Annotated in this window: 10 protein-coding genes; 6 read left to right on the top strand and 4 right to left on the bottom strand. The window is 69.3% G+C overall.

The window, feature by feature from the left end:
• Positions 1–4: 4 nt before the first annotated feature.
• From DEI98_RS11480 to typA, 3 genes are all read right to left on the bottom strand, one after another.
• Entirely contained in the window at positions 5–553 is a 549-nt protein-coding gene (locus DEI98_RS11480) for a hypothetical protein (RefSeq protein WP_111100812.1), read from the bottom strand.
• 117 nt (positions 554–670) lie between these two features.
• Positions 671–1,864 carry an amidohydrolase gene (locus tag DEI98_RS11485; protein ID WP_220037077.1) on the bottom strand — a complete coding sequence of 398 codons (1,194 nt, stop codon included), beginning with the start codon at positions 1,862–1,864 and terminating at the stop codon, positions 671–673.
• Between the two features lie 100 nt (positions 1,865–1,964).
• A complete protein-coding gene (gene typA / locus DEI98_RS11490) occupies positions 1,965–3,887 on the bottom strand; it encodes a translational GTPase TypA (protein ID WP_027464562.1) in 1,923 nt (640 codons plus the stop codon).
• A gap of 121 nt (positions 3,888–4,008) precedes the next feature.
• Here typA and DEI98_RS11495 point away from each other — a divergent pair, with 121 nt between their 5' ends.
• The 3 genes from DEI98_RS11495 to DEI98_RS11505 all read left to right on the top strand — a co-directional run bounded on the left by DEI98_RS11495 (position 4,009) and on the right by DEI98_RS11505 (position 6,059).
• On the top strand, positions 4,009–4,758 hold the full coding sequence (locus DEI98_RS11495; protein WP_111100814.1) for a CPBP family intramembrane glutamic endopeptidase: 750 nt from the start codon (positions 4,009–4,011) through the stop codon (positions 4,756–4,758).
• Positions 4,759–4,834: 76 nt separating this feature from the next.
• Positions 4,835–5,314 (top strand): peroxiredoxin, encoded by a 480-nt coding sequence (locus tag DEI98_RS11500; protein ID WP_111029557.1) that lies wholly within the window; start codon positions 4,835–4,837, stop codon positions 5,312–5,314.
• Between the two features lie 193 nt (positions 5,315–5,507).
• Positions 5,508–6,059 (top strand): PH domain-containing protein, encoded by a 552-nt coding sequence (locus DEI98_RS11505; RefSeq protein WP_181438022.1) that lies wholly within the window; start codon positions 5,508–5,510, stop codon positions 6,057–6,059.
• A 71-nt stretch (positions 6,060–6,130) separates the two neighbouring features.
• On the opposite strand, the gene DEI98_RS11510 is transcribed toward DEI98_RS11505, so the two are convergent.
• Entirely contained in the window at positions 6,131–7,849 is a 1,719-nt protein-coding gene (locus tag DEI98_RS11510; RefSeq protein WP_111100815.1) for an ABC transporter family substrate-binding protein, read from the bottom strand.
• Between the two features lie 255 nt (positions 7,850–8,104).
• Between DEI98_RS11510 and DEI98_RS11515 the strand changes: the two genes are divergently transcribed.
• The 3 genes from DEI98_RS11515 to DEI98_RS11525 are packed head-to-tail and all read left to right on the top strand — an operon-like array spanning position 8,105 to position 12,164.
• The gene (locus tag DEI98_RS11515) at positions 8,105–9,085 is read left to right on the top strand and encodes an ABC transporter permease (protein ID WP_110864437.1); all 981 of its coding nucleotides are present in this window, start codon (positions 8,105–8,107) and stop codon (positions 9,083–9,085) included.
• 3 nt (positions 9,086–9,088) lie between these two features.
• Entirely contained in the window at positions 9,089–10,027 is a 939-nt protein-coding gene (locus DEI98_RS11520) for an ABC transporter permease (protein ID WP_071404170.1), read from the top strand.
• Positions 10,020–12,164 (top strand): dipeptide ABC transporter ATP-binding protein, encoded by a 2,145-nt coding sequence (locus DEI98_RS11525; RefSeq protein ID WP_110864436.1) that lies wholly within the window; start codon positions 10,020–10,022, stop codon positions 12,162–12,164. Before DEI98_RS11520 ends, DEI98_RS11525 begins: the two co-directional genes overlap by 8 nt.
• Positions 12,165–12,327 lie beyond the last annotated feature (163 nt).

Consider the following 12,327-nt stretch of genomic DNA (forward strand, 5'->3'; position numbering starts at 1 on the left):
GGGACTAGCGGGGCGTGACGATGTAGGTCGCCGTGACGCCGCCGCTGTCCTTGGTCTCCGAGAAGGTCAGGACGACGCGGTAGGCGTCGCTCCGGAACATGCCGAACGCGCTCGACGAGTCCGCACGCTTGGCCGACTCGGTGTACCCGGCGTCGGTGAGCTGCTGGACAGCGGCCTGGAAGTCATCGACGGAGGCCGCCCGGACCTGCGCGACCCACCCCGAGCCGTTCGGTCCGGCTCCCCCACCGAGCACGGTGCCGTCGACGAGCGGGACGTCGGCCGACGGGAACCCGTCCGGCACCTTGCCGTCGGAGGTCACATCGGCACCCTTGAGCGCCGTGTCGAGCGCGCCGTCGATGCCGCCGGCGACCGAGGACATGCCGTCCTGGATCGCCTTGCCGTCGATGCCCGCGATCCCGTCGGCGACGTTCGACGCGACGGAGGACCCGAGGTCGGTGGCCTGCTGCACGGCCTGGGTCGAGCAGCCGGTGAGTCCGGCCAGGGCGATGCTGGCAGCGACGGCGGCGATCAGCGGGGTACGGAGGGAACGCATGGCGCGACCGTAACGGACGAGCCGGGAGGCCCGGCGCGAGTTGGCTGTGAACGTGCCGTCCCCGGGGCGGTCACGTGCGCGGCGGGGCCGCCCCGGGCCTCCTTCCCGAAGAAGGTGTCAGGCGACGTAGGCGCGCGTCGCCGCGACCAGGGCGTCGACGCCGACCGGGATCGCGGTCTCGGCCTGCGGCGCGTAGAACGGCGAGTGGTTGCTCGGGATCTCCTCGCCGCGGCGGAAGCGCTCCGGGTCGGTGATGCCCGTGAACCAGTACACGAGCGGCGTTCCGGCGGCGGTGGCGAGCTGGCCGACGTCCTCCGACGCCATGGCGAGCCCGATCTCCAGGTCGCGGGCTCCCGGCACCTCGGCGCGGATGGCCTCGAGCACGGTGGCGGCGGCCTCGGCGTCGTTCACGGTGACCTCGGCGCCCGGCGCGCGCACGATCGTCGGCTCGGACAGGCCTCCGGCCGTGCTCTCGGCCCGGACGATGCGCTCGATCGAGGCGATGATGCGCTGGCGGGTCTCCTCGTTGCGGGCCCGGGTCGAGATCTCGATCACGGCCTCGTCGGGGATGATGTTCGCCCGCGTGCCGGCGTGGAAGCTGCCGACGGTGACGACCCCCGCGTCGCTCGGCGAGACCTCGCGGGCGACGACCGTCTGCAGCCGCACGACGGCCGAGGCCGCGGTGACGACCGGGTCGAGCGAGGCCTGCGGCGCAGAACCGTGCGCCCCACGGCCGTTGAAGGTCACCGTCAGCCGGTCGCTCGACGCCATCACGGGGCCGGTGCCGACCGCGACGATGCCGACCGGTGCGGGTGCGGAGTGCTGCCCGAGCACGACGTCCGGCTTCGGGAACCGCTCGACCAGGCCGTCCTCGACCATCGCGCGGGCGCCGGAGATGACCTCTTCAGCAGGCTGGAAGACGGCCACGACCGTGCCGCGCCAGTCCCCCGTGGTGGCGACCAGGCGCTCCAGCGTGCCGAGCAGCCACGTGACGTGGATGTCGTGGCCGCAGGCGTGCATGGTCGGGACCTCGCGGCCCTCGTCATCGGTGCCGACGTGCTCGCTGGCGTAGGACAGGCCGGTGCGTTCCTGCACGGGCAGGCCGTCCATGTCGGCGCGGAGCCAGACCACGGGGCCCTCGCCGTTCGACACGACACCGACGACGCCGGTGCCGCCGACGCCCGTCGTCACCTCGATCCCACCGATCTCGGCGAGCTTCGCAGTGATGACACCGGCGGTGCGGTGCTCCTGGAAGCCGAGCTCCGGGTGGGCGTGCAGGTCCTGGTAGATCGAGAGCAGGTCGAGAGTCACGCTGACCACGGTACAACCGCGAACGGCCCGGCCACCTGTTGCAGGTGACCGGGCCGTCGGACGGAGGACGGGCCTCCGCGCGTGTTGCTCGTGCTGGTGCTTACGCGTCCTGGCGCTTGAGACGCGCGTAGGAGCGCTGGCGAGCCGACGCGTCCAGCTCGACCTTGCGGATGCGCACGGCGGCGGGGGTGACCTCGACGCACTCGTCCTCACGGGCGAACTCGAGGCACTCCTCCAACGAGAGCTGACGCGACGGCGTCATCGACTCGAACGTGTCGGCGTTGGCCGACCGCATGTTGGTGAGCTTCTTCTCTTTGGTGATGTTCACGTCCATGTCGTCGGCGCGCGAGTTCTCGCCGATGACCATGCCCTCGTAGACCTCTTCGGTCGGGTTGACGAAGAACGACATCCGCTCCTGGAGGTTCGTGATGGCGAACGGCGTCACCACACCGGAGCGGTCGGAGACGATCGAGCCGTTGATGCGGGTCTGGATCGCGCCGGCCCACTCGTCGTAGCCGTGGAAGATCGCGTTGGCGATGCCGGTGCCACGGGTCTCCGTGAGGAAGGACGTGCGGAAGCCGATCAGACCGCGCGACGGGACGATGAACTCCATGCGAACCCAGCCCGTGCCGTGGTTCGTCATGTTCTCCATGCGGCCCTTGCGAGCGGCCATGAGCTGCGTGATCGCGCCGAGGTACTCCTCCGGCGTGTCGATCGTCATGTGCTCGTACGGCTCCTGCAGCTTGCCGTTCTCGTCACGCTTCGTGACCACCTGCGGCTTGCCGACGGTGAGCTCGAAGCCCTCGCGACGCATCTGCTCGACCAGGATGGCGAGTGCGAGCTCACCACGACCCTGGACCTCCCACGCGTCGGGGCGGCCGATGTCGAGGACCTTGAGCGAGACGTTGCCGACGAGCTCGCGGTCGAGGCGCTCCTTGACCATGCGGGCGGTCAGCTTGTGGCCCTTGACCTTGCCGACGAGCGGGCTGGTGTTCGTGCCGATCGTCATCGAGATCGCCGGGTCGTCGACCGTGATGGTCGGCAGCGGGCGGACGTCCTCGGGGTCGGTCAGGGTCTCGCCGATGGTGATCGTGTCGAAGCCGGCGACGGCGACGATGTCACCGGGGCCCGCCGACTCGGCCGGGTAGCGGTCGAGCGCCTTCGTGATGAGGAGCTCGGTGATGCGGGCGTTGACGACGGTGCCGTCGTGCTTGACCCACGCGACCGTCTGGCCCTTCTTCATGGTGCCGTGGAAGATGCGCAGGAGCGCCAGGCGACCGAGGAACGGGGAGGCGTCGAGGTTCGTGACGTGCGCCTGCAGCGGGTGCTCGTCGTCGTACTTCGGGGCCGGGACGTGCTGGAGGATCGCTTCGAACAGCGGCTCGAGGTCGTCGTTGTCGGGCAGCTCGCCGTCGTTCGGCTTGTTGCGCGACGCGGCACCGTTGCGACCCGAGGCGTAGACCACCGGGACGTCGAGGATCGCGTCGAGGTCGAGGTCGTCGACCTCGTCCGACAGGTCGGAGGCGAGGCCGAGGAGCAGGTCCTGGGACTCGGAGACGACCTCGTCGATGCGGGAGTCGGGCCGGTCCGTCTTGTTGACGAGCAGGATCACCGGGAGCTTCGCGGCGAGCGCCTTGCGCAGCACGAAGCGGGTCTGGGGCAGGGGACCTTCGGAGGCGTCGACGAGCAGCACGACACCGTCGACCATGGAGAGGCCGCGCTCGACCTCACCACCGAAGTCGGCGTGACCGGGCGTGTCGATCACGTTGATGGTGATGGGGCCGTCCGCGCCGAACTCGGTCGCGTGCTTGCCGTTGTAGAGCACCGACGTGTTCTTCGCGAGGATCGTGATGCCCTTCTCGCGCTCGAGGTCGTTCGAGTCCATCATGCGGTCTTCGCCCTCGAAGTGGGCGTCGAACGAGTTGGTCTGCGTGAGCATCGCGTCGACGAGGGTGGTCTTGCCGTGGTCGACGTGTGCCACGATGGCGACGTTGCGCAGGTCGGACCGGGTGGCGAGCGCCATACAGGACATCCTTCAATTTCTGGGAGAGTGTCGGGCCAGTGTTTTCACAGCACCGCACCCGTGGGCAGAACGCCCGACACGCCAGTCTACCGGTAGTTCGCAAGCGACAGGAGTACAGCGCATGAGCCGTCGGCGAACGTGGGTCGAGATCACCATCGTCCTGCTGCTCTCGCTCGGCGCCAGCGCCCTCTACTCGATCCTGCAGATCATCGACGACCTGTCCCAGACGACCCCGCTCGGCGAGCAGTCGACGGCGCTGAACACCTCGTCGACGACGGTGCAGTACGTCGACCTCGCCCGGCAGCTCCTCGGCATCGCGGTGGACCTGGCCCCGGTGGCGCTCGTCTGCTACCTGCTGTGGAGCACGTCGCGGCCGCACCTCGGGCGGCTCGGGATCGACCGGTTCCGGGCGAAGCCGGACCTGGGCGGCCCGGCGCTCATCGCCCTGTGCATCGGGATCCCGGGGCTCGCGCTGTACTTCGCGGGGCGGGCGCTCGGCATCACGGTCGCGGTCGACGCCGCCGCGCTGAACTCGTACTGGTGGACGGTCCCGGTCCTGCTGCTGTCCGCGATCCGCTCGGGCCTGCAGGAAGAGGTGATCGTGATCGGGTACCTCTACGCCCGTCTCGGCGACCTCGGGTGGGGCCGCTGGCAGATGATCTTGTCGACCGCCCTGCTGCGCGGCAGCTACCACCTGTACCAGGGGTTCGGCGCGTTCATCGGCAACGCGGTGATGGGCATCGTGTTCGGCTGGATCTACACGAGGTGGGGCCGACTCCTGCCGCTCGTCATCACACACGCCCTGCTCGACGCGGTGGTCTTCGTCGGGTACCCCTGGGTGGCGCACGCGTTCCCGCAGTTGTTCTCGTAGGCCGCGGAGCGCATCCACAGCCCCCGCACAGCGCGCCGAGGGGCAACCACCGCCGGGCCGCCCTACCGTGAGACCCATGAGCATCCCCGCGATCGGCGAGTCCGCCCCGTCGTTCACCCTGCCGGGGATGGTCGTGCGCGGCGGCGTCCGCTCGGACGACGAGTACGACCTGTCCGCCGAGATCGGCCGCACCGTGGTGCTGGCCTTCTACCCGGGCGACGCGACCGCGGTCTGCACGGCCCAGCTCTGCAGCTACCAGGCCGAACTCGACGAGTTCACCGACCTCGGCGCCACCGTGTGGGGCATCAGCCCGCAGGCACTCGACTCGCACGAGGGGTTCGCCCGCGGCTCCTCGCTCGCGTTCCCGCTGCTCAGTGACACCGCCGGCTCGGTGATCCGCGCCTACGGGGTGCAGGCCCCGGGCATCGGCCTGCGTCGGTCGGTCTTCGTGATCGGCCCCGACGGCGTGGTCCGGTGGCGGCACATCGGCCTGGTCGGTCTGCGGTTCCCGAAGGCCGAGACCATCCGCGAACAGATCGAACTGCTCGTTTCGTAGTCCTCGGCGTGGGATTCCCCTGAATGCGTCGCGATGGGGTATTGACACCCCAACTGGGGGCGACGACCATTGACGGCACGAGGGTCCGTCCAGGATCTGCCTCCCCGGGGAATCGGGTCGTCCGGAGATACGCGCCGGTGTGTCACACCCGCTCCCCGGGCGTCTCCGGGGAGGCATCTCGTACCCTCGTCCGGTGCCCACCACCATCGTCGCCCCCGGCCTGCGCGCCCTCGCCGTCGTCCTCTGGGTCGTGGCCGTCGTGCTCGTCCCACTGGCGCTGCTCGGCGGCGGCGCCCCCTGGCTCGTGCCGATCCCGAGCATCGCCGTCGCGTTCGTCGCCTGGGCAGCGCTGTGGCGTCCCCGGATCGAGCTGACGCCGGAGCACCTGCGCATCGTGGACGTCCGGCGGACCAGCACCTACACCTGGTCCCGCATCAGCGAGGTGCGCACGAAGTACGGCATCGAGGTGGTCACCAGCGAGGGCGTCCGCCGCGTCTGGATCGCGACCCGCCCGACGGCGCGTCTCGCCGCACACAGCGGTGACCAGCCGGGAGGCCCGGATCACCTGGACGTCGATGCTGCGGCCGCGCGGATGCTGGCCCACGTGCCCGCCCCGGCCGAGCAGGACGGCCCACCTCCGTCGACCGTGACGGCTGCGCCGATCACGCACCGCACCCACGGCTGGACGATCCTGGCGATGGTCGTCCTCGGGGTCGCGGCGTCGCTGGCGGCGGCACGGTTCTAGCGGTCACGCAGCAGAACGACACCCCCGACGTCGTGCGACGTCGGGGGTGTCGTTCGTGAACGGGGCGGCGACTACTTCGTGTAGCCGACGTCCTGCCACTTGACCGAGGACTGCTGGAACTGCGCCGGACCGTAGTTCACCAGGTCCTTGCGCACACCCCAGGCGTACGGCTCGGCGAACAGCGGGATGGTGCCGGCGACCGCGACGATCTTCTTGTCGATGGCCTGCGCGTCCTTGATGCGGGCATCCGGGTCGAGCTCGCCGTTCGCCTTGTCCCACGCGGCACCGAGCGAGTCGTCCGTCACGCCGGAGTAGTTCTGGCCGGCGTCGGCGGGGTAGTAGATCGACTTCAGCGACGAGATCGGGAACGGCGTGCCCTGCCACGCGAAGTACGTGGCGTCGAAGTCACGCGTCGTCGTGGTGATGTACTTCGTGAAGAAGTCGTCGGTGGGCACGGTGTCGATGGTCACCTTGAAGCCGGCGAGCTTGGTCTGCTGCTGCACGAGCTGCGCGACGTTCGCCGAGTTCGGGTTGTCCGACGGGATCACGAAGCGGACGTCGAGTTCCTTGCCGCCCTTGGTCGCGTAGCCGTCCGAACCGATCTTCCAGCCGGCGTCCTCGAGCTTCGACTTCGCCTTGTCGGTGCTGTAGCCGTAGACGCTCGACGCGTCGTCCTCGTAGCCCTGCTGTCCGGGCAGGTAGACGAGGTTGTTGAGCACGTCGCCCGGGCTCTTCACCGGCGACAGGATCGCCTGGGCCACGACCTTGCGGTTGATGGCCTGTGCGAACGCCTGGCGCACGTCCTGGTCCTTGAAGACGTCCGAGGTGCCGTTCAGCGTGATCTGACGCTGCGTGGTGCCGAGCGAGCGCTCGATCTTCGAGTCGGACCGCGAGTTCGCCGTCTTGAGGTTGTCGGCGCTGCCGTTCAGGTTGAACGCGTCGAGCTCCTTGTTGCCGTACGCCTGGGCGACGCCGTCACGCGAGACCGTCTTGAAGACGATCGTGTCGAGCTTGCCCTCGTCACCCCACCACTTGGAGTTCTTCTCGAAGGTCACGACGCCACCGTTGGTGTCGAAGGACTTCAGGATGTACGGACCACCGGAGACGTAGGTCTTGCCGTCGGCGGCGTACGGCGCCTTGGCCCAGGCCTTGTTGAAGTGGTCCGGGGTGTCGACGGCCCAGTACGGGTAGATGGCGGTCAAGACGCTCGCCCAGTCGGCGTTGGTCTTCGAGAACGTCATGATGACGTCACGCTCGTCGGAGCCCTGCTTGACCGAGTCCACGTCCTCCCACACGTTGGTGGACAGCGGCGCGAAGGCCTTGTCGGAGCCGTTCAGCGCCTTCCAGTTCGCGATGACGTCCTTCGCGCTGATCGGGGTGCCGTCCGACCACACGGCCTTCGGGTTGATCTTGATCTCGACGGTCTGGGGCGAGTCCTTGGTCAGCTCGACGGACGTCGCGTAGTCCTTGTTCGCCTCCCACTCACCGTTCTCCTTGAACTGGATGAAGCTCGGCAGGTAGGTCTGCGAGATCGTCGTGTCGTCGACGGTCCCCGAGTCCAGGTTGAGCAGCTGCCAGTTCGCCGGAGCCGTGTCGATCGGCAGGGTGATCGACCCGCCGTCCTTGACGTCCGCGCGGTCCGCGACGGTCCAGCCGGTCGACTTCAGCGACGACTCGGCGACCGCGGAGTTGTCGCCGCCCGCTTCTCCGCCGCCGGAGCAGCCTGCCAGCACGACGGCAGCTGCCGCAGCGGTGGCCAGGACGGCGATGCCCTTGATCCTCTTTCGCATGGCGAGGATTCCCTTTCGTTGTGGTTCGCGCAGATCGCGCTGGACCGCGGCGGCCCCCGCCGTCGCGCCTGTTGGTTGAGAACCCTAGCCACATCCGAAGGCGGCACAAGGGTCTGTGCGATGAATCGAAACACGCTCGTAACGAATGTTGCATAGCGTCACTTCCGTTGTCCCACCCAGTCGCTCGAACGGCTAGCCTGTCGCCACCGACAACGCCGTCCGGTCGGACGGCCGCACCCAGAGGTCACGAACCACATGCTCGCCTTCATCGCAAAGCGGATCGTCAACTACATCGTCCTGACGATCGTGGCGACCACGCTCGGGTACATCCTCGCCAGCACGACGCTCAACCCGGCAGCCCGGTTCCTGGGGCGCAACCCGGCCGTGCCGCCGGGCACCATCCAGGCGTCGCTCCGCAAGCTCGGCGCCGATCCGGACACCCCGCTCCTCGTCCGCACCTGGGACTGGTGGGTCGGGCTGGTGACGCACGGCTCGCTGGGCATGAGCACCCGCGGCACCGAGGTGACGGCCGACATCATCGCCCGCTCCGGGACGAGCCTGCGGCTGCTCGTGATCGGCACACTGCTCGGCGCGATCCTCGGGGTGCTCCTCGGCGTCTGGAACGCGGTCCGGCAGTACCGCACCTCCGACCAGGTGTCGACGTACCTGTCGTTCGCTGTGCTCGCCACCCCGACCTTCGTCATCGCGGTCGTGCTGATGATCCTCGCGACCACGCTCAACCAGGGCGTGGGGACGCAGGTGATCCGGTTCACCGGCGAGTACACGCCGGGGGTGACCGGGTTCTTCCCGGTGCTCGGCGACCGGCTCGTGCACCTGTTGTTACCGACGATCTCGCTGACCATCGGCGCCGTCGCCACCTACTCGCGCTACCAGCGCTCGGCGATGCTCGACGTGCTGTCGAACGACTTCATCCGGACCGCACGGTCGAAGGGCCGCACCCGCGGCTCGGCGATCATGCGCCACGGTGTGCGGGTCGCCCTCATCCCGATGTCGACCTTCTTCGCGTACTCGTTCGGACTCATCCTGACCGGCGCGAGCATCACCGAGCTGGTCTTCAGCTGGCACGGCATGGGCGAGTACTTCGTCCAGAGCATCAGCAACAACGACATCAACGCGGCGTCGGGCACGATCCTCTTCACGGCGATCCTCGTGCTCATCGCAGGGACCCTCGCGGACCTGCTGTACGCCGCGCTCGACCCGCGAGTGAGGGTGTGACCCGTGTCTGTTCTCGACCCCACGACCACGACCACCGCCGGTGACCCCGGCGACGGCAACGCCGGGACGCCGGCGCACGTCATCGAGGTGAAGGGCGGCCGCACCCCGCTCTGGCGCAAGGTGTTCGGCACCTGGCGCGCACGCATCGGTGGCAGCGCCCTGCTCCTCATCATCCTCTGGGCGTTCCTCGGCCCGTACCTGTACCACTGGAACGCCGTCGACTCCGACGGGCTGGCGTTCGGCATGCCGCCGAGCGCCGCGCACTGGTTCGGCACGAACGACATCGGCCAGGACATCTACGCGCAGACCCTGGTCGGCCTGCAGAAGTCGCTGCTCATCGGCCTGATCGCCGGACCGGCAGCGACCCTGATCGCCGGCATCGTCGGCGCGATCGCCGGGTACTTCGGCGGCCTCACCGACCGGCTGCTCGTGTGGGTCATCGACCTGCTGCTCGTGATCCCGTCGTTCTACGCGCTCGTGCTGCTCAGCCCGGTGTTCAAGAACCTGACATGGGTTGCCCTCATCGTCGGCCTCGCGGTGTTCAGCTGGATGGTGATGGCCCGGGTGATCCGCGGGCAGACGATGTCGCTCCGCGAACGCGACTACGTCAAGGCCGCCCGGTTCATGGGCGTCCCGGCGTTCACGATCATCCGTCGGCACATCCTGCCGAACGTGGCGTCGCTGCTCATCATCGACGCCACGCTCGGCGTCGGCGCCGCGATCCTGGCGGAGAGCTCGCTGAGCTTCTTCGGCTTCGGCATCCAGATCCCCGACGTGTCGCTCGGCACCCTGCTCGCCGCCGGCAGCCAGTCCGCCGTCACCCGCCCGTGGCTGTTCGTCCTGCCCGCCGCGACGCTCGTCGCGACCGTGCTCTCGACCAGCCTGCTCGGCGACGCCCTGCGCGACGCCATCGACCCCACCTCCGGAGCCAACCGTGACTGAGCCGCTGCTCACCGTGTCCGACCTGTCGGTCACGTTCAACCCGAAGACCAAGCCCGTCTACGCGGTCCGGGGTGTCGACTACTCGGTGGCCCCCGGTGAGTTCCTCGGCATCGTGGGCGAGTCGGGTTCCGGCAAGTCGGTGTCCTCGATGGCCGTGATGGGCCTGCTGCCGTCGTCCGCCCAGGTGCAGGGCAGCATCCGGTTCGATGGGCAGGAGCTCGTCGGCAGGAACGACCGCGAGATGTCGGCGCTGCGCGGTCGGGACATCGCGATGGTGTTCCAGGACCCGCTGTCCGCATTGACGCCGGTGTACACGATCGGCCAGCAGATCATCGAGGGCCTGCGCCTGCACGACCGCTCCCTCACCCAGCACGCCGCACGCACCCGCGCCGAGGAACTCCTGCGCATCGTCGGCATCCCGAACCCGGCGCGACGACTCGACGCGTTCCCGCACGAGTTCTCCGGCGGCATGCGCCAGCGCGCGATGATCGCCATCGCGATCGCGAACGACCCGAAGCTGATCATCGCGGACGAGCCCACCACGGCGCTCGACGTGACGATCCAGGCGCAGATCCTCGACGTGCTGCAGACCGCCAAGGACATGACCGGTGCGGCCGTCGTGCTCATCACGCACGACCTCGGCGTCGTCGCCGGCAACGCCGACCGCGTCGCCGTGATGTACGCCGGCCGGATCGTCGAGACGGCGCCGGTGCTCCCCCTGTTCCGTGAACCGGTGATGCCGTACACGATCGGGCTGCTCCGCTCGATGCCGAACATGACGTCCGCCCGCACCGAGCGGCTCGTCCCGCTCGACGGCCGCCCGCCCCTGCTCACGCAGAAGCCGACCGGCTGCCCGTTCGCCGACCGCTGCCCCGCCGTCATCGACGCGTGCCGCGACGGCGAACCCGCCCTCGTCGCACCGACGGTGCCGCAGAGCGCCGACAACCCGGTCCTGACCGGTGCCGTCCAGACGATCGGCAACGGCACCCTGCTCGACGACCACACCGCCGCGTGCATCCGTCGCGACGAGATCGCCGCGGGCACCCTCGAGCGCTCGGAGATCTTCCCCCGCCCCGAGGACGTCCCCGAGGCAGCGGTCGACCACGGCGACGAGGTCGTGCTCGAGCTGCAGGACGTCGTCAAGACGTTCCCGCTCACCAAGGGCGCGCTCTTCCGCCGGCAGATCGGCGAGGTGCACGCGGTGGACGGCATCTCCCTGACGCTCAAGCGCGGCCAGGTGCTCGGTCTGGTCGGCGAGTCCGGCTGCGGCAAGACGACCACCATCATGGAGATCCTCGAGCTCGCCGGGGCCCAGCACGGCACCATCCGGGTGAACGGCGTCGACACCGCCTCGCTGTCCAAGAAGGACCGTCTGGCACTGCGCCGCGACATCCAGGTCGTGTTCCAGGACCCGATGGCGTCGATCGACCCGCGCCTCGACATCGGCTCGGTGATCGGTGAACCCCTCACCGTGCACGGCGTCGCGAAGGACGAGATCCGCCGGCGGGTGCGCGAGGTCCTCGAGCTGGTCGGGCTCGAGCCGAGCTACATCGACCGGTACCCGCACGAGTTCTCCGGCGGCCAGCGGCAGCGCATCGGCATCGCCCGTGCGCTCATCGTCGAGCCGAAGATCCTGGTGCTCGACGAGCCGGTCTCCGCGCTCGACGTCTCGGTGCAGGCCGGTGTGATCAACCTGCTCGAGGACCTCAAGCACCGCCTCGGGCTGTCCTACCTGTTCGTGGCGCACGACCTGTCCGTCGTCCGGCACATCGCCGACGACGTCGCGGTCATGTACCTCGGCCGCATCGTCGAGTACGGCGACGGCGACGCGGTGTTCTCGGACCCCCAGCACCCGTACACGCGGGCCCTGCTGTCGGCCGTGCCGGTGCCGGACCCCATGGCCGAGGCCGCCCGCGGGCGCATCCTGCTCGACGGCGACCTGCCCTCCCCCACGGAGCGCATCGACGGCTGCCGGTTCCGCACGCGCTGCCCGCTCTACCAGCTCCTCGACGAGGGCCGGCAGGAGCAGTGCCGCACGATCGACCCGGGTCTCGAGCCCGTGCACGGCCGCGGTGTCGCCTGCATCCAGACCGACCAGGAGCACCTGCTCACCGAGCGGGTCGGCGCGGTCGTCTGACGACGCCGGTCACGTTCACCGCTCCAGATCGTGAGCAGGAATGGTCGGGTCCCGTCCGCGGACTCGACCATTCCTGCTCACCGAGCGCGGCAGTGGACGTGACCAACGGACGGACGGGAGGCCCGGTACCAGCTGGTACCGGGCCTCCCGTCCGTCGTGTGGT

The organism is Curtobacterium sp. MCLR17_034, from assembly GCF_003234485.1.
Taxonomy (GTDB): Bacteria; Actinomycetota; Actinomycetes; order Actinomycetales; family Microbacteriaceae; genus Curtobacterium; species Curtobacterium flaccumfaciens.

Excerpts from the sequence above, each read along its gene's own strand:
- DEI98_RS11480 (WP_111100812.1), bottom strand. The coding sequence starts at position 553 with ATGCGTTCCCTCCGTACCCCGCTGATCGCCGCCGTCGCTGCCAGCATC.
- typA (WP_027464562.1), bottom strand. The coding sequence starts at position 3,887 with ATGGCGCTCGCCACCCGGTCCGACCTGCGCAACGTCGCCATCGTGGCA.
- DEI98_RS11495 (WP_111100814.1), top strand. The coding sequence starts at position 4,009 with ATGAGCCGTCGGCGAACGTGGGTCGAGATCACCATCGTCCTGCTGCTC.
- DEI98_RS11500 (WP_111029557.1), top strand. The coding sequence starts at position 4,835 with ATGAGCATCCCCGCGATCGGCGAGTCCGCCCCGTCGTTCACCCTGCCG.
- DEI98_RS11510 (WP_111100815.1), bottom strand. The coding sequence starts at position 7,849 with ATGCGAAAGAGGATCAAGGGCATCGCCGTCCTGGCCACCGCTGCGGCA.
- DEI98_RS11515 (WP_110864437.1), top strand. The coding sequence starts at position 8,105 with ATGCTCGCCTTCATCGCAAAGCGGATCGTCAACTACATCGTCCTGACG.